The organism is Saccharopolyspora rhizosphaerae (genome assembly GCF_003931915.1).
GTDB lineage: Bacteria > Actinomycetota > Actinomycetes > Mycobacteriales > Pseudonocardiaceae > Saccharopolyspora > Saccharopolyspora rhizosphaerae.
The window spans coordinates 291056-312271 of sequence record NZ_RSAA01000020.1; the positions used below are offsets into that span (position 1 = coordinate 291056).

Consider the following 21216-nt stretch of genomic DNA (forward strand, 5'->3'; position numbering starts at 1 on the left):
AGCGGGGCCGAGACGACATGTTCCGCTACGCACCGAGAGGTTGGCCATGAGCTCGACGCATCCCGAAGTGGCTGCGCTGCTTGCGCGCGCACACGAGTTGGGCGCGGATCCCCGCAACACCAACTACGCCGGGGGCAACGCCTCGGCCAAGGGCACCGACACCGACCCCGTGACCGGCGGCGACGTCCCGCTGATGTGGGTGAAGGGGTCCGGCGGTGACCTCGGGACGCTGACCGAGGCCGGGTTGGCGGTGCTGCGGCTGGACCGGCTGCGGGCGCTGGTCGACGTCTACCCCGGGGTGGACCGCGAGGACGAGGTGGTCGGCGCGTTCGACTACTGCCTGCACGGCAAGGGTGGCGCGGCACCGTCGATCGACACCGCCATGCACGGCTTGGTCGAGGCCGCCCACATCGACCACCTGCACCCCGACGCCGGGATCGCGCTGGCCACGGCCTCCGAGGGCGAGGCGCTGACCCGGGAGTGCTTCGGCGACCAGGTCGCGTGGGTTCCGTGGCGGCGTCCCGGGTTCCAGCTGGGGCTGGACATCGCCGCGATCAAGGAGGCGAACCCGGAGGCGATCGGCGTGGTCCTGGGTGGACACGGCATCACCGCCTGGGGCGACACGAGCGAGGAGTGCCAGCGCAACTCGCTGCGCATCATCCGCACGGCGGAGAAGTTCATCGCCGAGCGCGGCAAGGCGGAGCCGTTCGGCCCGGTGGTCGAGGGGTTCGAGCCGTTGCCGGAGGAGCAGCGCAGGAGGCGGGCGGCCGAGCTCGCGCCGGTGGTCCGCGGCCTGGCCTCCACGGACCGCCCGCAGGTCGGCCACTTCGACGACGCGCCAGAGGTGCTGGAGTTCCTGGCGCGCGAGGAGCACCCGCGCCTGGCGGCCCTGGGCACCTCGTGCCCGGACCACTTCCTGCGCACCAAGGTCCGCCCGCTGGTGCTCGACCTCAAGCCCAACGCCGACTTCGACGAGGTCGTGGCCCGGCTCGGTGAGCTCCACGAGCGCTACCGGCAGGACTACCGCGCCTACTACGAGCGTTTCGCCGAGCCGGACTCGCCCACGATGCGCGGGGCCGACCCGGCGATCGTGCTGGTGCCGGGCATCGGCATGTTCTCCTTCGGCAAGGACGAGCAGACCGCCCGCGTGGCCGCCGAGTTCTACCGCAACGCGATCAACGTGATGCGCGGCGCCGAGGCCCTCTCGACCTACCAGCCGATCGACGAAGCGGAGAAGTTCCGCATCGAGTACTGGGCGCTGGAAGAGGCCAAGCTGGCCCGGATGCCGAAGCCGAAGCCGCTGGCGACCCGCGTCGCGCTGGTCACCGGAGCCGGTTCGGGCATCGGGAAGGCCACCGCGCAACGGCTTTCGGCCGAAGGCGCGTGCGTGGTGCTGGCCGACCGCGACCTCGACGGCGCGCAGGCGTTGGCCGAGGAGCTCGGCGGTCCGGACAAGGCGGTCGCGGTGCACGTCGACGTCACCGAGGAGGAGCAGGTCGCTGAGGCGTTCCGGACCGCGGCGCTGTCCTTCGGCGGCGTGGACCTGCTGGTCAACAACGCCGGGTTGTCGATCTCCAAGCCGTTGCTGGAGACGACCGCAGCCGACTGGGACCTGCAGCACGACGTGATGGCGCGCGGATCGTTCCTGGCATCGCGGGAGGCCGCGCGGGTGATGATCGCCCAGGGCATGGGTGGCGACATCGTCCACATCGCGAGCAAGAACTCGGTGTTCGCGGGCCCGAACAACGTCGCCTACGGCGCGAGCAAAGCCGACCAGGCGCACCAGGTACGACTGCTGGCTGCCGAGCTGGGCGAGCACGGCATCCGCGTCAACGGCGTCAACCCGGACGGCGTGGTGCGCGGATCGGGCATCTTCGCCGGCGGTTGGGGCGCGCAGCGCGCGAAGGTCTACGGCGTGGAGGAGAGCGAGCTCGGCCGGTTCTACGCCCAGCGCACCCTCCTCAAGCGCGAGGTGTTGCCCGAGCACGTGGCCGCGGCCGTGTTCGTGCTGGTGGGCGGCGATCTCACGCACACCACCGGGATGCACGTGCCGGTCGACGCGGGTGTCGCCGCGGCGTTCCTCCGCTGAGGGAAGGGGCAGCTGTGGCGGATTCGCCGACGTTCGCGGCGGTGGACCTGGGCGCCTCCAGCGGCCGAGTCGTCCTCGGACGGCTCACCGCTGGGCGGCTGGAGGCCACCGAGGTGCACCGGTTCGCCAACGGTCCGGTGCCGCTGCCGGACGGGTTGCACTGGGACGCCGTCGGGCTGTTCCGGGAGGTGCTCACCGGGCTGCGCGAGGCGGGTGACCCGGTGTCGGTCGGGGTGGACTCCTGGGCGGTCGACTACGGGTTGATCGACGGCTCGGGTTCGCTGCTCGGCGAACCGTTCCACTACCGGGACGCGCGGACCGACGGGGTCGCGCAGTCCTTCGTGGACTTCTTCGGGGCACGGGAGTTGTTCGCGCGCAACGGGTTGCAGTTCCTGCCCTTCAACACGATCTTCCAGCTCGCTGCGGCGGGAGGAGCGGCGGTCGCGTCGGCGGAGGCGCTGCTGCTGGTCCCGGACCTGATCGGGTACTGGCTGACCGAGCAGGTGGGTGCGGAGCTGACCAACGCCTCCACCACCGGGCTGCTGGACGCGCGGACCCGCGAGTGGTCCCCGGAGCTCGCGCGCTCGGCGGGCATCGACCTGTCCCTGCTGCCGGCGCTGCGCAGGCCGGGTGACGTGGTCGGCGAGCTGCTGCCGGCGGTCGCCGCGGAGACCGGGCTGTCCGGCACCTCCGTGGTGGCGGTCGGCTCGCACGACACCGCCTCGGCGGTGGCCGGCGTGCCCGCGCAGACGGCGAACTTCGCCTACGTGTGCACCGGGACCTGGTCGTTGACCGGGCTGGAGCTGCCCGCGCCGGTGCTCACCGAGGAGGCCCGTCGCGCCAACTTCACCAACGAGCTCGGCGTCGACGGCGCGGTCCGCTTCCTGCGCAACATCATGGGGCTGTGGCTGCTCCAGGAGAGCCTCCGCACCTGGGGCCTGACCAGCGAGGCCCTGCCCGGCCTGCTCGCCGAGGCGGCTCGCGCCGAACCGCTCACCGCGGTCGTCGACGCCGAGGACACCCGCTTCCTGGCACCCGGCGACATGCCGGCCCGCATCGCCGCGGCCTGCCGCGAGATCGGCCAGCCCGTGCCGCAGACGCGCGGCGCCCTGGTGCGCTGCGTGCTCGAAAGCCTCGCGCTGGCGCACCGCCGCGCCCTCCGCGAGGCCGCGGAGCTGTCCGGCCAGGACGTCGACGTGGTCCACCTCGTCGGCGGAGGTGCCCGCAACGAGCTGCTCTGCCAGCTCACCGCCGACGCTGTGGGAGCCCCGGTCGTCGCCGGTCCGGTGGAGGCCACGGCCACCGGGAACCTCCTGGTCCAGGCCCGGACGGCGGGTCAGGTCGGCGACCTGGACGAGATGCGCCGGATCAGCGCCGCCTCCCACCTCCTCCGCCACTACGCGCCGGAGGGCTCCACCAGCCGCTGGGAAGAGGCCGAAGGACGCGTGCCCACCAGGCTCCGGTGAGCGGTGTGCACGGGCGCGTGGGGTGGAGACTCGGGGCATGGGTGGTTGGGACGCCGAGGCGCCGGGAGTGGTGACGTTGCCGTCCGGGAGGCGGGTGCGCGGACGCGGCCTGCGCAGGCCTCTCCCCGACGGCCCTCGGCCGGAGTTCGCGGTGCACCTGCTGGGTCACCGCCCCGAGCCGGTCGACTGGGAGTCGCGGTGCGTGCGCTGGCCGGACTTCTGGCTGCCCAGCGACCGCGACGACGCCGCCGACGCCCTCCGCGAGGCCTGGCGGCGCTCGGCCGCGGAACGCGTCGAGCTCGCCTGCGGCGGAGGTCGAGGTCGCACCGGCACGGCCTTGGCCTGCCTGGCGGTCCTCGACGGTGTGCCGCCCGCGGACGCCGTCGCCTCCGTCCGCGCCCACTACCACCCGGGCGCTGTCGAAACCCCCTGGCAACGCCGCTACGTCCGCGCCTTCAGCACCTGATGACCCCGCACCGGGCCACGGTGGAGTCGGCGGTCAGGTGAACGCCGCTCTGGCCTGCTGGCGGCACTGCTGGACGGCCTGGTCGACCGGGAGCCGGTTGGAACAGCACCGATTCGTTGAGCGTTGATCTTCACCAGCACGTCCTGGACCTCGGGCGAGCCCGGCGGCGGAACCTCCGGCGGCGGCGCGAGGGTCGGCCCGACCTCGTCGAAGAACTGGAGCGCTTGGCGATCGGCGGGCTTGAGAGCCCCGGTGATGTGCTGGCGGACGTCGGTGTTGATCGGGAGACCGCGGTCGCCGAGCTGGATCTCGGCCGCCTGCGGGCTGTTGACACTGGCAGTCGGTCAGGGTCGCTGCCCCTCCGGGTGGTCATCGCTCGACGAGGCCGTCCACAGCATCGCGGGCTCGAGGTACATCCCCGGCCTGCCCTGCTCGTCGGGAACCGCAGGTCGCGGCCGGAGAGCCCGGTGATGGTCGGCAGCTGGTTGGTCCACCAGGCGCCCACCGCGCCATGGTGGGTGGCGATCAGCGATCGCTCGACGTTGCCCGCGTACACCCGGTGGTGCGTGAGGGCTACGGTTCGGCTCGCTGGTCGCGGGTCCGCTGGATCAACCTGAACCACCCCGCCAGCGTCCGGTCCGAGACGCCGAGGCCGCCCTGGGGCGTGTCGAGCTGCTCGCCGCGCTGCAGGGCGAACACCACCAGGCCCGCGTCGACGAAGCCGATGTCCTGCAGGCCGTGGACACCGTCCGGGGTGTTCGCGGTGATCTGCGCAGCGGTGTCGCCGAACTGCTGCCAGTCCAGGCCCTGTCGTCGGGGATCGGCACCCCGGCCTGCTGGAAGACCACCGGGTCGGCGGCGATGCCGCAGGTGTCGATGCCCGACGGGATGCCCACGGTCCCGCCCTCGACCTCGCCGGTGTGGAGCACCGACGGGTCGAGCTCGGGGTGTCCAGGTTGCGCGGGATGTGCTCGTCGAGCTCCAGATGACCTCGGTCGGCGTGTTCGCGAGGTGGTCCGCGTCGTGCTGGACGACCTCAGGCAGGTCGTCGGCGGGGCCGGTGGCGAGCCGGTCCCGGTAGGCGTCCAACCGGTGAACTCCGGTTCGAGGTCGATGTCCGGGTGCTCCGCCTCCTTCCGCTCGGTCTGCCGGTGGCGGGTGTCGCTGCCCCACCACGCCATGCGCAGCGTGACCCGGCCGGCCTCGGAACCCCACCGGAACACGCGGTGACCAGCACCAACAACGACAGCGCCAGCACTGCGGATCGTCGCGGGACCGGCGAGGCAGGGGTTCGTGCGAGGTCGGGCAACGAGCTCACCCTCAGTCGTGATGTCGTGGGGCTCCGGACGATCCCGCACTCAGCGGCGGTGCCGCACAGATCGCGGTGAACGCTTCCTCACCCTCGGGCGGGCGGGCGTCACAGTTCCGCTTGACCATCCACTGTGGACGTGAACGGGTGTGCGCCGAACACCGGGCCAACATCAGGTGAAGACCCGCTACCTGCGAACATCACAAGTCTTCCGCGGGGCGGAAGCGGCTGGACGTTGGGTAGTGTGGTGCCGATTCAACGGCGAGCTCGTAGGACGTGAGATGACGAACGCGCGGCGGAAGCTGATCTTGATCCGGCACGCGAAGTCGGCGCACCCGGACGGTGCGGAGGACTTCGACCGCCCCTTGGCCGACCGCGGCCGGCGCGACGCCCCGGCGGTCGGCCGGTGGCTGCGGGACAACGCCTACGCCATCGAGGCGGTGCGCTGCTCACCCGCCCTGCGCACCCGCCAGACCTGGGAGCTCGCCAGGACGCACATCCCCGCCGAACCGCAGGTGCGCTTCGACGAGCGCATCTACGACGCCACCGCCCAGCGGCTGCTCGAGATCGTGCGCGAGCTGCCTGTGCACGCGATGACGGCCGCCCTCGTCGGCCACAACCCCGGCTTGGAAGACCTGGTCCACCTGCTGACCGGTGAACCGGTCCAGCTGAAGACCTCGGCGGTCGCCCTGCTCAGCAGCGAACGCACCTGGGCCGAGGTCGGCGAATCCTGGACCTGCGCCTCCACCTTCGCCAAACCCCGCGGCTGACCAGGACCCGCCCAAGAACGCGCCTGAGGAACCGTCTCCAGGCATCCGTCCCCAGGCACCCGTGTCACTGGCACCCGCGTCACGCAGGTCCCCTCGAACTTCTCGCGAAGTGCGAACGGGGCGCCCGGGCGTCGGCATCGCCGCAGGCTCTCGATCGGCTTCGCGACGAGGCTGCCGTGACGCCGCGGACCTGGCGGGGAGCCGCGCGGAGTCCACGGGCCGCTCAGTCCTGCCGCACCGCAGCGCAGAGCGGTCTCCGGGGGCCTAGGGGTCTCCGGGGGTCTAGGGCAGCCGGATCGCCACCACGGAGGTTCCCAGGCGGGCCACCTCGTCGGCCACGGACCGCGCCCACGGGTGGTCGTCGGCGCTGCGGCCACCGAGGTCGACCAGGAACCGCACCGAGTCACCGGTCCTGAGCTCGTCGAACACCGCCGAGCGGGCTCCCAGCGAGGCCCTCACCCGATCGGCGACCTCGGGCCGCACCGTGAGCACCATGCGCCCGGCGGCCGACGGCACCGGGGCTTGCTGCGCGGCGGTGCGCGAGGCCGGTGCGGTCGCAGGCCGGGGCCCAGTGATCGCGTTGTGCAGCATCCGGGCGGTGCCGTGGGTGAAGGCCCGGTAGTTCGGGTCGAAGCCGAACAGCACGACCCGGCCGGTACCGACGTTCTCGTCGACGACAGCGGTCTTGCCGTGCAGTTCCTCGGCGCCGTCGGCGAAGCCCGAGACGTACCAGTCCGGGTCACCGGCCGCGGGGAACCGCACCGCGCTGGCCTCGGGCGGGGCCGACCAGACGAAGTCGTACTCGTACATCGCCCAGGCCGTCTCCCCCACGCCCTCGGCGAGCGGACTGCCGGGCGTGGTCTCGGTGCGGATGAGCGCACCGGGGATGTCGGAGGTCGGCTCGGCGTAGGTCGCCGAGGTCAGCCCGAGGCGGCTCGCCAGCCGGGACCCGTCGCGCAGGCCGATCAGCGTCCCGCCGCCGCGCACCCAGTCGGCGAGCGCGGCCTGGCCCTGCGGTCCAAGCGCCTTCACCGCTTCCTCGTCCGAACCGTTCGGGACGATCAGCGTGCTGTACTCGTCGAGCGCACCCCCGGCGATCTGCTCGGCGGTGAGGTCGCCGAAGTCCTGGCCCCGCTCCCGCAGCCAGTGGCGCAACCACCCGGCGGACTCGATCGTGGAGCCGTCGGTGGCCGAGATCTGGTAGACGGCCGTCTTCGGCGCGCGCACGACCGACGGCGCGGGCTCGGGTTGGGGCGGCAAGGGCGTGGCGACGGGCCGCAGGTCGGCACCCGAACGACCACCGGCGACGTTCTCCAGCAGCGGTCCGCTCCAGGCGGTGACGTCGTAGAAGTACGGGAACGGCACGTAGCTGCTCTCGTTGAGCATCGCTTGCACCCAGTGCTTCTGCCCCTGCGCCAACGGCACCCACAGGGTTCCCGCGGGCAACGTCGTCTCGCCGGTGGGACGGCCGTAGGGCGTGTAGTCGGGCACCGTGAGCGGCGCGGTGAGGCGGTGGACCTCGACGTCCATGCGCTGCAGCCGCCGCGCCAGGCGTTGCACGCCTTCGGCCTTGGCCGGGTCGTCCGTGCGCAGGAAGTAGTGCTTGACGGCGATGTCGGGCACCGGGTTGGTGATCTCGCCGTCCTGCCAGCGCAGCTCGTTCGGCTCCAGCTCGCCCCGCTGCCCCTGCTGCTGGGCGGTGACGTGCTCGGCCCGCCACTGCCGGCGCAGCTGCGCGTTCTGCTCGCCCGCGGCCATCAGGGTCGTCCAGATCGCGGTGTACTGCTCGCGCACGCGGTCGGCCAGCGGGTCGGCGTTGTTCTTCTCGAAGGTCATGCCCGCGGCGTTGAAGCCGGTCAACGGCACGGTATCGCCGTAGCCCATGTACATGAGGTCGTAGGAGCTGCCGTTGAAGTACGGGATGCCGAAGCGTTCGAACGAGCGCTGCATGGCCGGGCCGTAGAGGCCGTAGACCCAGTCCAGCGGTGCCTCCCCGATGTCGTGGTAGACGGGGTCCGCGTTGGGCGGGAAGAAGTAGTCGTCGCTGCCCATCTCGTGCGCGTCGACGTAGAGCTGCGGCGGGAGTGCGCGGAGCTTCTCGAGCTTGCCGTCGGTTTCGGGCTGAGTGCGGGCGAACCAGTCGCGGTTGAGGTCGAAACCGGCTGCGCTGCGCCGGGTGTCGCGTTCGCGCCCGTCGGGGTTCTGCATCGGCAGCACCACGACGACCGCGTCGTCCAAGAGGGACGGTGCGGTGCAGTCGGTGCGGGCGGCGAGCTCGTAGAGCACCCGCAGCGCGGCGTCGGCCCCGCTCTCCTCGTCACCGTGCACGTTCCCCGCCACCCACAGCACCGAAGGCGTGTCCCGAACGATCTTCTGGGCGACCGGTTCGGGAGTGGCGGGGTCGCGCAGCAGGTTCAGGTCGTGCCCGATCTTCTCCAACGCGGCGGGGCCGGTCCACTGCGGCTTCCCGACGACCGCGTAGTTCAGCGGTCGTCCCTCGCTGGAGGTGGCCAGCCGACCGTCGACGACGTTGGGGCTGGCCTGCGCCACAGCGTGCAGGTAGGTGTCGGATTGCGCGGCGGAGACCTCGCGCTCGCCGAGGCCGAAGCCCAGGACGTCGCGGGCCGTGGGCACGCCGTCGTCGACGGTGGGCGGGGTGAACGCGTCGCAGGCGGGGTGCGCCTGGGCGGCCGGCGCGACCACCAGGGGGAGGGCGGTGAGCATCGCCACGGCACCGATCAAGAGCTTCCCGGGGAAGTGGTGGTTCGCCATGGGTTCCGCCGTTCCTCGAACGTCCCGCACCAGCGCAGAGCAGTCGATCAGCACGTCACCGGGGTGTCAAGCCGCTGCTGGGGGTGTTCTGCGCGGAGCTCTAGACTCCGCACATGGTCGACATCCCTGGCGAACCGTTCTTCCGCCCAGACGGGGACCTCCTGGTCCCGGCCCCGCACGCGAACAGCCCGTGGTCGCCGCAGATGATGCACGGCAGGCTCTTCGGCGGCTTGCTGGCCAGGTCGCTGGAGCTCGAGCACGCGTCCGAGGAGTTCCAGTTCGCCCGGTTGACGGTCGACCTGTTCCGCAGCGCCGAGCTCGCCCCGGTCCGGGTCGAGACGCAGCGGGTGCGCGACGGGCGCCGCATCCGCGTCGCCGACGCCACCGTCCTCCAGGGCGACAAGGTGGTCGCCCGAGCCAGTGCCGTCCTGCTGCGCCAGGGCGAGCAGCCGGACGGCGACGTGCCGACCACACCACCGTGGCCGATGCCCACCACCGCGGAGCTCGGTCCTCCCGCAGGCGCTGCGGGCCAGTGGGAGCCGCCGTTCGACGTCTGGATGCTCGACGAATCCGGCGCCCCCACCGACTGGGCGCACCCGGGCGCCCGCCGCGCCTGGCTCCGCGACATCCACGACCTCGTCGAGGGCGAACCCATGAGCCCGTTCGTCCGCACGGCCACCGCAGCCGACTTCGCGAGCCCACTGGCCAACATGCCCAAGGGCGGCGCGCTCGGCTTCATCAACGCCGACTACACGCTCACGCTCAGCCGCATGCCCAGCACCCCGGAGATCGGCGTGGAAGCCACCGGCCACCTCAGCCACACCGGCATCGCCACGGCTTCCACGACCTTCCACGACCCCGAGGGCCCCTTCGGCTACTGCACGGTCACCGCCGTCGCCAACCCACCCATGAGCTGAGCCCTGCTGGGGTGGGGGCGTTCCCAGGGGAGCTCCCCACCCCGGCTTCTCGTCAGGCCCGAGACGAGGAAGAGCTCTCCCCGCCCCCAGCGGCCTGGCAGTACGGCGTTCGACATCTGCTAGCTCGCAGCGGGCAACCCCGGCCCGCACACGAGCCGGGGTCGTGACCGGATCGTGCGGGAGGCGGCGGGATCGTGCCGTCGGAAAAGCGGCGGCGTCGCGCAGGGTTCGGGGTGTGAACAGAGCGCTCCTCGTCGTGGACGTCCAGGAATCCTTCCGCCGCCGGTCGCTGTGGCAAATCCCGGCATCGTCGACCCGGTCTCGCGGCTGGTCGACCACACCCGGGCCGCGCGGGCCGTCGGTTTCGCCGACACGCGCATGCTGCGGCGCATCCGGGACCGGGAGCCCGTGATCGCTGCTGGTCCGTCCTGATGGCGGGCACGTCGCGCTGACCACTCCCCTGCTCCCTGCGAACGCGAGAGCGGCCCTCGAGCCGAGAAAAGGCGCGCCGCAGCGGGTGGTTCACGCGTTCTGGCCAGTCCCCTGGTCGCCGTGTCATAACGCCGCCCCAGCCGAGCCACCCTGCCTCCACGCCCGTCGCGGTCTTGACGCGAGCCATACACAAATCCATCATCTGTATGACTGTCGCGTGGTGATCGTGGTCCGAAGCGGTACCGGCACGTGAGGGGAAGGGCAGGTCAGCGGTGAGCGAGAAGCCCCTCACGGACTCCGTGCACCTGGTGCGAGGCGAGCAGGTCCGGATGCCCGTCGAAGTCCGCGCGGCCACCGGCATCACCGCGCAGTTCCTGCTGCCGTCCGGTCCGGCACGCGACACCCTCGCCGCGGCCGGACTGGAACCGGTGACCCCGGTGCCGGGACGGATCGCGGCGACCCTCGGCTTCATGCACTACCTCGACTGCGACCTGGGCGGGTACTACGAGTTCCTGGTCGCGCTGATGTGCAGGCAGCCCGGGGTGCGCGGATCGACCGGCGTCTTCATCCACTGGCTGCCCGTCGACCAGGCCTTCACCTGCGAGGCGGGCCAGACCATCTGGGGTTTCCCGAAGGAGATCGCCGCCATCGACGTCCGCACCCGCGGCACGCGCACCCGCTGCGAGGTGCGGTTGGAAGAGCGCTCGGTCATCGCGGTGGAGTTCGCGCGCGGTGTTCCCGCTCCCTCGACGTTGGGGGCGATGACCCTCGACGCTTACACCCACCGCGACGGGGTGCTGCGACGCACCCCGTGGACGATGCGCGCCGGCGGCACCCGGATGCGTCCCGGGGGCGCGCGGGTCGACCTCGGCGACCACCCGATCAGCGACGACCTGCGGCGGCTCGGGCTTCCGCGACGAGCCTTGTTCACCAACCACATCGGCGAGCTGTCGATGCGGTTCGACGACGCGACACCGATTTCCAGCCGGACGTGATCACGCGCACCGGGGCAGTCAACGGCGACCACTGGAGAAGTTGAACAACATGAGCGATGCCGACTACATCGTCGTGGGCGCGGGCAGCGCCGGATCCGTCGTGGCCAGCAGGCTGGCCGAGCGAGGCGCCAACGTGCTCCTGCTGGAGGCCGGACGCAAGGACGACCTCCCCACGGTCACGGTTCCCGGCATGATCTCGGTGCTGCACGTCGTGCCGCAGCTGAAGAAGCAGGTGGCCTGGAAGCAGTACTCGACGCCGCAGAAGCACGCCCACGAACGCGAGATCCCGATGACCCGGGGCAAGGTCCTCGGCGGGTCGAGCTCGGTCAACGGCATGCTCTTCGTGCGCGGCAACAAGGCCAACTACGACTCGTGGGCCGCCGAGGGCTGCGAGGGGTGGAGCTACCAGGACGTCTTGCCGGCGTTCAAGCGCTTGGAGAACTGGGAGGACGGCGCCAGCGACCTGCGTGGCGAGGGCGGGCCGATCGAGGTCACGCGGCAGAAGGACATCACCCCGGCCGGTGAGCAGTTCATGACCGCCGCGCAGGAAACCCTGGGCGTGCCGCGGATCGACGACTACAACGGTGAGTCGCAGGAAGGTGTGAGCATCTTCCAGCAGAGCGCCAGCAAGGGCCGCCGCTACAGCTCCTCGCGCGGGTACCTGACCAACCGCGAGCTGCCGTCGCTGCGGGTGCGCACCCACGTGCACGTCGCGCGCGTGATCATCGAGAACGGCAAGGCCACCGGGGTGGAGGTCATCGACACCCAGAGCGGTCGCCGGGAAACCCTGCGCGCCGGCAGCGGTGTCGTGGTCTCGGCCGGTGTCGTGGGCTCGCCGCAGCTCCTGATGCTCTCCGGTGTGGGGCCGGCCGGGCACCTCAAGGATGTCGGCGTCGAGGTCAAGGCGGACCTGCCGGTCGGGCAGAACCTGCACGACCACCTCTTCGTGCCGATGACCTTCGTGACCAAGAAGGCCGTGCACCGCTCCACGGCGACCTACATGGCGTCGGGCATGCTCAAGGAAGCGCTCGGCAAGCGGGGTGAGTCCTGGCTCGGCAGGACCCTCTTCGAGACCGTCGGGTTCGTGAAGACCTCGCGGGCCCAGGGCGACGTGCCGGACATGCAGATCCACACGATCCCGTGGAGCTACCCGACTCCCAACCAGGACGAGGACAAGCTCTACCGGACCGACACCCGTCCGGCGATGACGATCTTCCCGACCCTGATCTACCCGCAGAGCCGCGGCGAGGTCCGGCTGGCTTCGACCGATCCGACGGCATCGCCGCTCATCGACCCGGGTTACCTCAGCGAACCGGCCGACACCGAGTTCCTCATCGAGGCGATGGGCATGATCCGGGAGATCATGGCGAACAAGACGATCGCCGCGGACGTCACCGAGGAGCTCAGCCCCGGCCCGGCGTACTTCGACGAGGCCGCGCTGCGGCGCGAACTGCCGACGCGCATCCACTCCGTCTACCACCCGGTCGGCACCTGCCGGATGGGCGTGGACGAGCGCGCGGTGGTGGATCCGCAGTTGCGGGTGCGCGGGATCGACGGCCTGTGGGTCGCCGACGCGTCGATCATGCCCAGCATCACCGGCGGCAACACCAACGCGCCGTCGTACATGATCGGCGAGATGTGCGCGTCGCTGATCTGACGCCGTCAGGGTGCCGGGCACACCGGCTGGAACCTCGAGGACCCGCGGAGACCTCCACCCACACCAGGGTGGAGGTCTTCTCCTACGCCTTCCCGAGGCAGACCGAGGGCAGCCCCGAGAGCCCCGGGGTTGCACTTCGGGACTCCCCGCACCGAAGTCCTCGTCTGGAGCGGCGGCGCCTCCTCCGCTGACCGCACGTGACCGGGTGGCGAGGTCACTGGAGGCCCGGCCGTGTCCGGCCCCGCGCACGCAGGCGGCTTCGAACCTCGCGCGAAGTTCGACGGCCGGGCTGCACCGCCGTTCCACGTGAGGAGGCGCGGCCCGGGTGCGGGCGATGGAGTGCCGCCCGCCGTGGGGGTCGTGGCCTGGTCGTCGGGGGTCCCGCCTGGGTGTTGGGGTGGTCATCGGGTGTTCCTGCGAAGTTTGACCCGGTAGGAGTACTGCTCCGGGAGGAAGTGGTTGATGGCGAGTTCGACCGGCTGCTGGTCCGTCGTCAGGTAGATGCGGTCCACCCGCAGGAGCGGGTCGCCCGCGTGGCAGCCGAGGGCGTTCGCGAGAGGCTTCTCGGCCGCTGCGGCGGTGATGCTCTGCTCGGCCTCGGCGATCGGGGACGGCAGCCTGGTGTCGAGCAGGCCGATGATGGTGACGTCGCTGACCGCGCCTCGCTCGGTCAGCTCGGCCACGTCACCGAGGGCCTCCGCGGCAGCCGGGTGCAGGTGGACGGTGGTGTGGCAGAAGGCTTCGCCGTTGTGGGTGCGGAGGAAGACCACGGTGTGCACCGCGTCGCTGTCCAGCCGCAAGCGACTGGCGGCGTCGATGTCGACCTTGCGGCGCAGCGGCCGCAACACTTCGAGCTGGGTGTCCAGTGACAGCCCCATGAGGTCCTCGATGGACCCGAACTGGCGCAGGTACTGCCCGTCCCGGGGCGCGGCGAACGTGCCGCGCCCCGGGACCCGGTAGACCATGCCTTCGGAAACGAGGTCGTGGAACGCGCGCCGCACGGTCTGCCGGCTGACCTGGTACTCGGCGGCGAGCTCGGCTTCGGTCGGCAGCCGCGTGCCGTCGACGTAACGCCGCCCGAGGATCGCCTGCCGCAGTTCCCGGGCGAGGACCTTGTACGCCGCCTCGCCGTTCTGGTCCTTGCTGCTCATCACACCTCGCCGCACCCGTCCTCCGCGCCGGTCCCGTCAGCTCGCCGACACCGTCACGCGTCCAGTCCGCCCCGGGCGACCAGCTGCGAGGTGATGACGTTGCGCTGGATCTCGTTGGTGCCCTCGCCGACGATCATCAGCGGGGCGTCCCGGAAGTAGCGCTCGACGTCGAACTCGGTGGAGTAACCGTAGCCTCCGTGCACGCGGACGGCGTTGAGGGCGATCTCCATCGCGGTCTCCGAGGCGAACAGCTTGGCCATGCCCGCCTCCATGTCGCACCGCTCGCCGCTGTCGTAGCGGTCGGCCGCGTGCAGCACCAGCTGCCGGGCGGCGGTGTACTGGGTGGCCATGTCGGCCAGGTGGTTGCCGACCGACTGGTGCTTCCAGATCGGTTTGCCGAAGCTCTCGCGTTCCTGCGCGTAGCGCAGCGCGTCGTCGAGCGCGGCCCGCGCCACCCCGAGCGCGCGGGAGGCGACCTGGATGCGGCCGATCTCCAGGCCCTTCATCATCTGCGCGAAACCGCGGCCCTCCTCCCCGCCGAGCAGCGCCTCGACGGGTGCGCGGTGGTCGTCGAAGGACAGCTCGCAGCTCTCGACGCCCTTGTAGCCGAGCTTGGGCAGGTCCTCGGAGACGGTGAACCCGTCACCGTGCTCGACCAGGAGGATGCTGATGCCCCGGTGCGGGGGATCGGCCTTCGGGTCGGTCTTGCACAGCAGAGCCACGAGCTGAGAGCGGCGGGCGTTGGTGATCCACGTCTTCGACCCGTTGATCACGTAGTGGTCGCCGTCGCGGCGCGCGGTCGTGGTCAGCGCCTGCAGGTCGGAGCCGCCGCCCGGTTCCGTCAGCGCCATGGTGGCGCGCACCTCGCCGGTGGCCATCTTCGGCAGGTGGCGCTGCTTCTGCTGCTCGGTGCCGAAGGTGTGGATGAGCTTGGAGACCACGGTGTGCCCGCCCATGGCCCCGGCGAGGCTCATCCAGCCCCGCGCGAGCTGCTCGGTGACCTGCGCGTAGCACGGGGTGGACACGGCCACGTCGCCGTGGGGTTCGGGGATGGCGAGGCCGAAGATCCCGAGCCGCTTCATCTGCTCGATGAGCTCCTCCGGGTACTCGTCGGCGTGCTCCAGGTCGCGGGCGACCGGGCGGACGTCGCGGTCGACGAAGTCGCGCACGGTGTCGACGATGGCCCGCTCTTCTTCGTTCAAGGTGTTCACGCGCTGGTCCTCCTCATCTTCCCGGGAGGTGTTCGGCGAGCAGACGCGCGGCCCTGCGCCAGTCCACTTCGGACAGCAGATCCGGTACGTCCTCGCCACAGTCGGCGATCTTGGCGTCCACGTCCTGTTCGGACGGCGGACGATCGGGCGAGCCCGGCGGGAACCGCAGGGCGACGGCGTGGGTGGTGCCGTCGTGCAGCTGCACGGTGATGTCGACCTGGCCGTCGAGCAGCCAGTCACCGCCGGGCGCCTCGTCCACCTTCACCAGGCGGACGAGGCGCTGGGCTTCGGGACGGTTGACCGCGTGGTCGGTGAAGCTGGCGAACCCGGGGTGCGGGTCGAGCAGGGCGGCGGCCACGGCGTACTCCAAGCTGAACTTGCCCTGCAGACCGGTCGTCGGCCGGTGGTGGATGAGCGGCTGCACGGTTCCGGCGGGGGTGCGCACCACGACGTCGGCCACGTCGTCGGCTGCGACCGGCTCCGGGAGCCCTTCGCGCAGCGCGCTGATCGGTCGCTGCAGGGCGTAGCAGCAGGGGAACACCTTGATCGCCAGCCCGCCGGGCACCGCCGGCCCGCTCACGTCGATCCGGTCAGGGTCGCCCCCGACCAGCAGCAGCCACGCGTCCAGCGCCGACGGGTCGGCGGTGGCCCCTCTGGCGGCCAACCCCGCGGCGCGCGCGCCGGCTTCGGCCGCGAACCCGACCTGCAGGGACTTGCCCGACGATCCGAACGCGCGCTGCACTCCCCCAGCCGCCGGCACGGCCAGCGCCATCGCGGTCGCGATCTGCTCGGTCGACAACCCGAGGGCCACGGCGGCGCTCGCGGCGGCAGCCGGAGCTCCCGCGGTGCAGGTCGCGTGCCACCCGTTCGTGTAGTGCGACCAGCCCAGCGCCACTCCGAGCCGAGCCATGACCCCGGCGCCGGCCAGGTAGGCACGCGCGTCCCCTCCTGCGGCGAGGGTTGCCGGCACGCAGACCACGCTGATGTGGGTGGTCGACTCGATGTGCAGGTCGTCGAAGTCCAGCACGTGCCCCACCGCCGCCCAGCGCGCCGCGTCCGGCAGTTCAGCCGCGACCCGGACCAACTCGTCGTCGCGGGCGGCGAGGGTGACCGCGAGGGTGTCCACCAGTGAGCGCTGCGCGAGCGCCAGGTCTGCGGCGGCGGGGACGAACTCCTGCGCCCACCGGGCGAGCGTCTCAGCGGTCGAATCCATCCGCGCTCCGATCGTGCGCAGCGCACGCCGCGCGGGAGACAATGTACGGCCAATCCTGCGGGCGCGGTCACCGCGTGTCAACGTTCGCTGAACTGGTTTGCGAGACCCTGCTTTTCGCGCGTCCGACTTGACACCCCACGACCCCGGCGAGAAACTACCGGGGCTTTGGCCGTACATATCTGAGTTCCGATTCCCGCCAGTTCAGCCGGGTTCTCCCCGGCTCGGATCGCACGCTCCCGGCACCCGTGATGGGCCCGCGGCCCGTCCTCCTCCCGCGCTTGCTCGCTCCCACTCCGCAGAGGTGGTCGATGAAGTCCCGTGCTGCAGTTCTGGAAGAAGGAAGCAAGGAGTTCGAGATCGTCGAACTCGACGTCGACGAACCACGCGTCGGGGAGGTGCAGGTCAAGTTCACCGCCTCCGGGCTGTGCCACTCCGACCTGCACCTGACCGACGGCGTGTACGGCAACTCGCCCCGCTACCCCATCGTCGCCGGGCACGAGGGCGCCGGCATCATCGAGGCGGTCGGACCCGGCGTGACCCACGTGGAACCCGGTGATCACGTGGTGTGCAGCTTCATGCCCAGCTGCGGTGTCTGCCGCTACTGCGCCTCCGGGCACTCGAACCTGTGCAACCTCGGGGCGAACATCCTCAAGGGCCACATGCCCGACGGCACCTTCCGCTACCACCGCGACGGCCGCGACCTCGGCGGGATGTGCATGCTCGGCACGTTCTCCGAGCGCGCGACGATCCCGGCCCGCTCGGCGGTGAAGGTCGACCCGTGGCTGCCGCTCGAGGTGGCGGTGCTCGCCGGGTGCGGGGTGCCGACCGGGTGGGGCTCCGCGGTCAACGCCGGTGGCGTGAAAGCCGGTGACACGGCGGTCATCTACGGTTCCGGCGGCGTCGGGATCAACGCGGTGCAGGGCGCGGCCTACGCGGGTGCGAAGTACGTCGTGGTCGTCGACCCGGTGGAGTTCAAGCGGCAGACCGCGCTCGAGCTCGGGGCGACCCACGTTTTCGCCGATCCGGACGAGGCGGCGAGCAAGGTCAACGAGCTGACCTGGGGCGAAGGCGCGGACCAGGCGATCCTGACGGTCGGCGTGATGGACGCGGTCGTGGTGCGCCAGGCCTTCGACATCGTCGGCAAGGGCGGCACGATCGTGGTCGTCGGGCAGGCCAACCCGGAGGAGATGACCATCCAGCTGCCCAGCGCGATGTTCACCCGCAACGAGAAGGTCATCCGCGGCGCGCAGTTCGGTTCGTGCAACCCGCAGTACGACATCGTCAAGCTCCTGCGGTTGTGGAACACCGGTCGCCTCAAGCTCGACGAGCTCATCACCAAGACCTACACGCTCGACCAGGTCAACGAGGGCTACCAGGACCTCAAGGACGGCAAGCTCATCCGCGGAGTCATCGTGCACGACTGAGGGAGACCGACATGTCCGACAACGACAAGATCAAGGTCACGATCATCCCGACGGGAACGATGCACGCCGACCTCACCTGGTTGCTCATCGACCCCAACCGGATGGCCACCCAGGGCACGCCGTCCAAGCAGCGCGACTGGGTGGAGGTGCCCACCCACGTCGTCTACCTGGAACATCCGAACGGCCAGAAGCTGATGTGGGACGCCGGCGTCCCGCGCGACTGGGAGGACCGTTGGGGACCAACGGGTCTCGACCAGTTCTTCCCGGTCGACACCGTCCCCGAGGACGAGTGGCTGGACTCCCGGCTCAAGCAGTTGGACGTCGAACCCAACGACATCGACTACCTGGTGCTCTCCCACCTGCACATGGACCACGCGGCCAACGCGAAGTTCTGGCAGGACGCGGGCACCAAGATCATCGTGGACCAGAAGGAGAAGGAAGGCGCGTTCTCCTTCGACGGCTACAACAAGGGCGCGCACATCAAGTCCGACTACGACGGCCTGGAGCTCGACACGGTCAGCGGCGACACCGAGCTGATGCCCGGCGTGACGTTGCTGAGCACCCCCGGGCACACCTGGGGCACGATGAGCCTGCAGGTCGACCTGGCCGACAGCGGAACCATGCTGTTCGCCTCGGATTCGCTGTACCGCAGGGAGTCCTACGGGCCGCCGCCCATCGGCGCGGGCATCGTCTACGACTCGGTGGCGTGGCTGGAGTCGGTGGAGAAGATCCGCGGCATCCAGGAGCGCACGAACGCGCAGGTGATCTTCGGCCACGACCCGGAGCAGATCACGCAGCTGCGCACCGGACCCGGCAACTACTACACCTGATCGACGAGCAGGTCGGCCCGCCCGCGCGGGCCGACCTCCCCGGGAGCCGCCATGCCGATGTACGACTACTCCTGCGACTGCGGCACCACGTTCGAGGTGCTGGTGCCCTCCTGGTCCTCCCCCGCGCCCGACTGCCCGGACTGCGGCGCGCGGACCCACCGCCGCCCACCGTCCCCCGCGGTGCACGGGCGCGCCGCACCCCCGACGCCGCTGAGCTCCACGCCGAAGTCCTGGGAGGGGCTGAACAACGGCGACCCGGCCACGATCACGCACTGGCGCCGCACCGCCGAGGCGCGCCGCGAGTTCGAGGCGCGCCACCCCGAGCACCACACGCGCCAGGAGGCCATCGCCGCCCACGAGGGCCGCTTCGAACGCGCACCCCTCACCTACCGCGAACTGGCCACCCGGGCCGCAACCACCGGGGATGCCAACCGGGCAGCAGCCGAGGCGAGCCGAGCCCGCGGTGGGGACAGCTCAGGTGAGTAGTGAGTAACTGGTAAGTTGGCCTCATGGCTCAACGGATGAGCGGGGCCGAGCGGCGAGCTCAGGTCCTGGCCATCGCGGCGGAGGAGTTCGCCGAGCACGGGTTGCACGGCGCCTCCACGGAGGCGATCGCGCGCGAGGCCGGGATCACCCAGGCCTACGTGTTCCGGATGTTCGGGACGAAGAAGGCCCTGTTCCTCGAGCTGGTCCGAGCCGCGTTCGACCGGGTCAGCGAGGCGATGCGCGAGGCCGGCGGCGAGAAGTCGGGCCTCGACGCGCTGTCGGCGATGGGTGCGGAGTACTACGACCTGCTCGCCGACCGGACTTCGCTGCTGCTGCAGCTGCAGGGGTTCGCCGCGTGCGGGGACCCGGAGGTCAAGGACGCGGTGCGGACGTGCTTCGCGCGGATGTGGAGCACGGCCGAGGACGGCACCGGGCTCGACCCGGTCGCGGTCAAGGCGTTCCTCGCCTTCGGCATGCTGCTCAACGCCGGTGCCGCCCTGGACGTCGACCAGGTCGACGAGGTCTGGGCGGAAGGCGTCCGCACCCGCGTCCAACCGGGCCTGTTCCGGCACATCACGAGCGAGACGAACCGATGAGGTCCCGGCTGGGCGGCTCGCTGGTGTGCACGGCGTTGCTGGCGGCGGTCATCGGCAGCGTCGGCGCGCCCCTGATCACCGCGGTGGCGACGGGGATGGGCGTCTCGCTGGACGCCGCGCAGTGGACGTTGACGATCCCGTTGTTCACCGGCGCCATCGCCGGCCCCCTGCTGGGCCGGTTGGGCAGCGGGCCGTACCGGCGCGTCACCATCCTGATCACGCTGGCCGTGGTCGTGTTCGGCGGATTGCTCACGGTGCTGCCCCTGCCGTTCTGGGTGCTGCTGGTCGGGCGCGGACTGCAGGGCTTCGGGGTGGCGGGCGGAGCGCTGCTGATGAGCGTCGCGCGGGCGCACCTGCCCCCGGAACGCGCGGCGTCGACGATCGGAGCGCTCTCCGTGGCGTCGACGGTCGGCATCGGGGTCGGCTACCCGCTGATCAGCTTCGTCGACCAGGTCGCCGGCCTGCGCGCCGCCTACGGGCTGGGGTTCGTGCTCTCCGCGGCCGCGCTGGGCATCGCCTGGCGCGCGCTGCCCGTCGAGGAACCCGGTGAGCTGCCGCGGGTCGACACCGTGGGCGCGGTCCTGCTGGCACTCGGCACCTCGGGAGTCCTGCTGGTCGTCGCCGAGCCGGAGGTCTGGGCGTCGCCGTGGTGGGTGGGCTGCGTGCTCGCCGGTGCCGCGGTGGTGCTGGCGGGGTGGGTGGCCGTGGAACTCCGGGTGCCGGCCCCGCTGGTCGACCTGCGCGTGCTCGGCCAAGGTCCCGTGCTCCGCGCCAATGCGGCTTTGCTCGTCGCCGGCGTGGGCCTGTACCTGTTGTTCAGCCTGTTCACGCGCTTCGTGCAGACCCCGGCGGGCGTGGACTACGGGTTCGCGTTGCCCGGTGTCGCCGCGGGTGCGGCGCTGATCCCGTTCTCGGTGCTCGGGTTCGTCGCGGGCAAGTCGCTGCCGTCCCTCATCGCGCGGGTGGGCGAGCGCGGGGCCTACGCGCTGTCCACCGCGATCGCCGTCGCCGCCGCGCTGCTGTTCGCCGCCGCGAACCAGTCGCTGGTGGTGGTGCTCGCGGCGATCGCGCTGCTGGGGTTCGCCGTCGGCGGCATCTCGGCGGTGATGCCGCGGCTCGTCCTCGCCGGGGTGCCGCAGGGCGAGACGGCCAGCGTGCTGTCGATCAACCAGATCTCCCGCAGCATCGGCTTCAGCATGGGCAGCGCGCTGGCCGGCCTCCTCCTGGCGGCCGGTGGAGCACCGCTGCCGCCCGAGCACGACTACGTCCTCGCAGCGCTGTGGGCCCTCCCCGCCCTGGCGGCCAGCGCACTCGTCGTCACCGCGAACCGCACGACCGCCACCCGCGACGCACGCCCCGCAGACCGTCGTCAGTAGCCGCCGAACGGGGTGTACGGGTGGCGGATCACCGGGATCGAGGTGCCGGATCACGG

The 21216-nt window shown here is 71.3% G+C and carries 18 protein-coding genes; 13 read left to right on the forward strand and 5 right to left on the reverse strand.

Translation table 11 applies throughout. The features are described 5' to 3' along the window. The first annotated feature begins 46 nt into the window (after positions 1-46). The 3 genes from EIL87_RS21400 to EIL87_RS21410 are packed head-to-tail and all read left to right on the forward strand — an operon-like array spanning position 47 to position 4021. The gene (locus tag EIL87_RS21400) at positions 47-2089 is read left to right on the forward strand and encodes a bifunctional aldolase/short-chain dehydrogenase (protein ID WP_125092353.1); all 2043 of its coding nucleotides are present in this window, start codon (positions 47-49) and stop codon (positions 2087-2089) included. 14 nt (positions 2090-2103) lie between these two features. Next, positions 2104-3555 (forward strand): rhamnulokinase, encoded by a 1452-nt coding sequence (locus EIL87_RS21405; protein ID WP_233576452.1) that lies wholly within the window; start codon positions 2104-2106, stop codon positions 3553-3555. Positions 3556-3592: 37 nt separating this feature from the next. Beyond that, positions 3593-4021 (forward strand): protein-tyrosine phosphatase family protein, encoded by a 429-nt coding sequence (locus tag EIL87_RS21410; RefSeq protein ID WP_125092354.1) that lies wholly within the window; start codon positions 3593-3595, stop codon positions 4019-4021. A gap of 573 nt (positions 4022-4594) precedes the next feature. Here EIL87_RS21410 and EIL87_RS21415 read toward each other — a convergent pair. Then, on the reverse strand, positions 4595-5110 hold the full coding sequence (locus tag EIL87_RS21415) for a hypothetical protein (protein WP_125092355.1): 516 nt from the start codon (positions 5108-5110) through the stop codon (positions 4595-4597). A 501-nt stretch (positions 5111-5611) separates the two neighbouring features. Here EIL87_RS21415 and EIL87_RS21420 point away from each other — a divergent pair. Next, a complete protein-coding gene (locus tag EIL87_RS21420) occupies positions 5612-6100 on the forward strand; it encodes a SixA phosphatase family protein (protein ID WP_125092356.1) in 489 nt (162 codons plus the stop codon). Between the two features lie 282 nt (positions 6101-6382). Here the strand turns inward: EIL87_RS21420 and EIL87_RS21425 are convergent, their stop codons facing one another. Then, a complete protein-coding gene (locus EIL87_RS21425) occupies positions 6383-8872 on the reverse strand; it encodes a M14 family zinc carboxypeptidase (protein WP_125092357.1) in 2490 nt (829 codons plus the stop codon). A 113-nt stretch (positions 8873-8985) separates the two neighbouring features. Between EIL87_RS21425 and EIL87_RS21430 the strand changes: the two genes are divergently transcribed. The 4 genes from EIL87_RS21430 (at position 8986) to EIL87_RS21440 (ending at position 12873) form a co-directional block, all read left to right on the forward strand. After that, a complete protein-coding gene (locus EIL87_RS21430) occupies positions 8986-9789 on the forward strand; it encodes an acyl-CoA thioesterase domain-containing protein (RefSeq protein ID WP_125092358.1) in 804 nt (267 codons plus the stop codon). Between the two features lie 291 nt (positions 9790-10080). Then, positions 10081-10221, forward strand: coding sequence for a hypothetical protein (locus tag EIL87_RS26905; protein WP_158628682.1), 141 nt, complete (start codon positions 10081-10083; stop codon positions 10219-10221). Between the two features lie 272 nt (positions 10222-10493). Continuing rightward, positions 10494-11216, forward strand: coding sequence for an acetoacetate decarboxylase family protein (locus EIL87_RS21435; RefSeq protein WP_233576453.1), 723 nt, complete (start codon positions 10494-10496; stop codon positions 11214-11216). A gap of 49 nt (positions 11217-11265) precedes the next feature. After that, a complete protein-coding gene (locus tag EIL87_RS21440; protein ID WP_125092359.1) occupies positions 11266-12873 on the forward strand; it encodes a GMC family oxidoreductase in 1608 nt (535 codons plus the stop codon). A gap of 401 nt (positions 12874-13274) precedes the next feature. On the opposite strand, the gene EIL87_RS21445 is transcribed toward EIL87_RS21440, so the two are convergent. The 3 genes from EIL87_RS21445 to EIL87_RS21455 are packed head-to-tail and all read right to left on the reverse strand — an operon-like array spanning position 13275 to position 16448. Continuing rightward, a complete protein-coding gene (locus EIL87_RS21445) occupies positions 13275-14024 on the reverse strand; it encodes a GntR family transcriptional regulator (RefSeq protein WP_125092360.1) in 750 nt (249 codons plus the stop codon). 53 nt (positions 14025-14077) lie between these two features. Next, complete coding sequence (locus tag EIL87_RS21450; RefSeq protein ID WP_125092361.1) at positions 14078-15235, reverse strand: acyl-CoA dehydrogenase family protein; 1158 nt, start codon at positions 15233-15235, stop codon at positions 14078-14080. Between the two features lie 13 nt (positions 15236-15248). Beyond that, complete coding sequence (locus EIL87_RS21455; protein ID WP_125092362.1) at positions 15249-16448, reverse strand: MmgE/PrpD family protein; 1200 nt, start codon at positions 16446-16448, stop codon at positions 15249-15251. 308 nt (positions 16449-16756) lie between these two features. Between EIL87_RS21455 and EIL87_RS21460 the strand changes: the two genes are divergently transcribed. Genes EIL87_RS21460 through EIL87_RS21480 form a run of 5 tightly spaced genes read left to right on the forward strand, consistent with a single transcriptional unit; the run spans position 16757 to position 21160 of the window. Beyond that, a complete protein-coding gene (locus EIL87_RS21460; protein ID WP_125092363.1) occupies positions 16757-17872 on the forward strand; it encodes an NDMA-dependent alcohol dehydrogenase in 1116 nt (371 codons plus the stop codon). An 11-nt stretch (positions 17873-17883) separates the two neighbouring features. Next, positions 17884-18702, forward strand: a complete 819-nt coding sequence (locus EIL87_RS21465) for an N-acyl homoserine lactonase family protein (protein WP_125092364.1) — start codon at positions 17884-17886, stop codon at positions 18700-18702. Between the two features lie 51 nt (positions 18703-18753). After that, complete coding sequence (locus EIL87_RS21470; RefSeq protein WP_125092365.1) at positions 18754-19188, forward strand: FmdB family zinc ribbon protein; 435 nt, start codon at positions 18754-18756, stop codon at positions 19186-19188. A gap of 23 nt (positions 19189-19211) precedes the next feature. Next, positions 19212-19784: a TetR/AcrR family transcriptional regulator gene (locus tag EIL87_RS21475; RefSeq protein WP_233576454.1), complete on the forward strand. Its 573-nt coding sequence runs from the start codon at positions 19212-19214 to the stop codon at positions 19782-19784. Next, positions 19781-21160 carry an MFS transporter gene (locus tag EIL87_RS21480; protein WP_125092366.1) on the forward strand — a complete coding sequence of 460 codons (1380 nt, stop codon included), beginning with the start codon at positions 19781-19783 and terminating at the stop codon, positions 21158-21160. Before EIL87_RS21475 ends, EIL87_RS21480 begins: the two co-directional genes overlap by 4 nt. Positions 21161-21216: the final 56 nt, after the last annotated feature.

Excerpts from the sequence above, each read along its gene's own strand:
- EIL87_RS21465 (WP_125092364.1), top strand. The coding sequence starts at position 17,884 with ATGTCCGACAACGACAAGATCAAGGTCACGATCATCCCGACGGGAACG.
- EIL87_RS21430 (WP_125092358.1), top strand. The coding sequence starts at position 8,986 with ATGGTCGACATCCCTGGCGAACCGTTCTTCCGCCCAGACGGGGACCTC.
- EIL87_RS21470 (WP_125092365.1), top strand. The coding sequence starts at position 18,754 with ATGCCGATGTACGACTACTCCTGCGACTGCGGCACCACGTTCGAGGTG.
- EIL87_RS21460 (WP_125092363.1), top strand. The coding sequence starts at position 16,757 with ATGAAGTCCCGTGCTGCAGTTCTGGAAGAAGGAAGCAAGGAGTTCGAG.
- EIL87_RS21420 (WP_125092356.1), top strand. The coding sequence starts at position 5,612 with ATGACGAACGCGCGGCGGAAGCTGATCTTGATCCGGCACGCGAAGTCG.
- EIL87_RS21440 (WP_125092359.1), top strand. The coding sequence starts at position 11,266 with ATGAGCGATGCCGACTACATCGTCGTGGGCGCGGGCAGCGCCGGATCC.
- EIL87_RS21455 (WP_125092362.1), bottom strand. The coding sequence starts at position 16,448 with ATGGATTCGACCGCTGAGACGCTCGCCCGGTGGGCGCAGGAGTTCGTC.
- EIL87_RS21475 (WP_233576454.1), top strand. The coding sequence starts at position 19,212 with ATGGCTCAACGGATGAGCGGGGCCGAGCGGCGAGCTCAGGTCCTGGCC.
- EIL87_RS21400 (WP_125092353.1), top strand. The coding sequence starts at position 47 with ATGAGCTCGACGCATCCCGAAGTGGCTGCGCTGCTTGCGCGCGCACAC.
- EIL87_RS21480 (WP_125092366.1), top strand. The coding sequence starts at position 19,781 with ATGAGGTCCCGGCTGGGCGGCTCGCTGGTGTGCACGGCGTTGCTGGCG.
- EIL87_RS21425 (WP_125092357.1), bottom strand. The coding sequence starts at position 8,872 with ATGGCGAACCACCACTTCCCCGGGAAGCTCTTGATCGGTGCCGTGGCG.
- EIL87_RS21410 (WP_125092354.1), top strand. The coding sequence starts at position 3,593 with ATGGGTGGTTGGGACGCCGAGGCGCCGGGAGTGGTGACGTTGCCGTCC.
- EIL87_RS21445 (WP_125092360.1), bottom strand. The coding sequence starts at position 14,024 with ATGAGCAGCAAGGACCAGAACGGCGAGGCGGCGTACAAGGTCCTCGCC.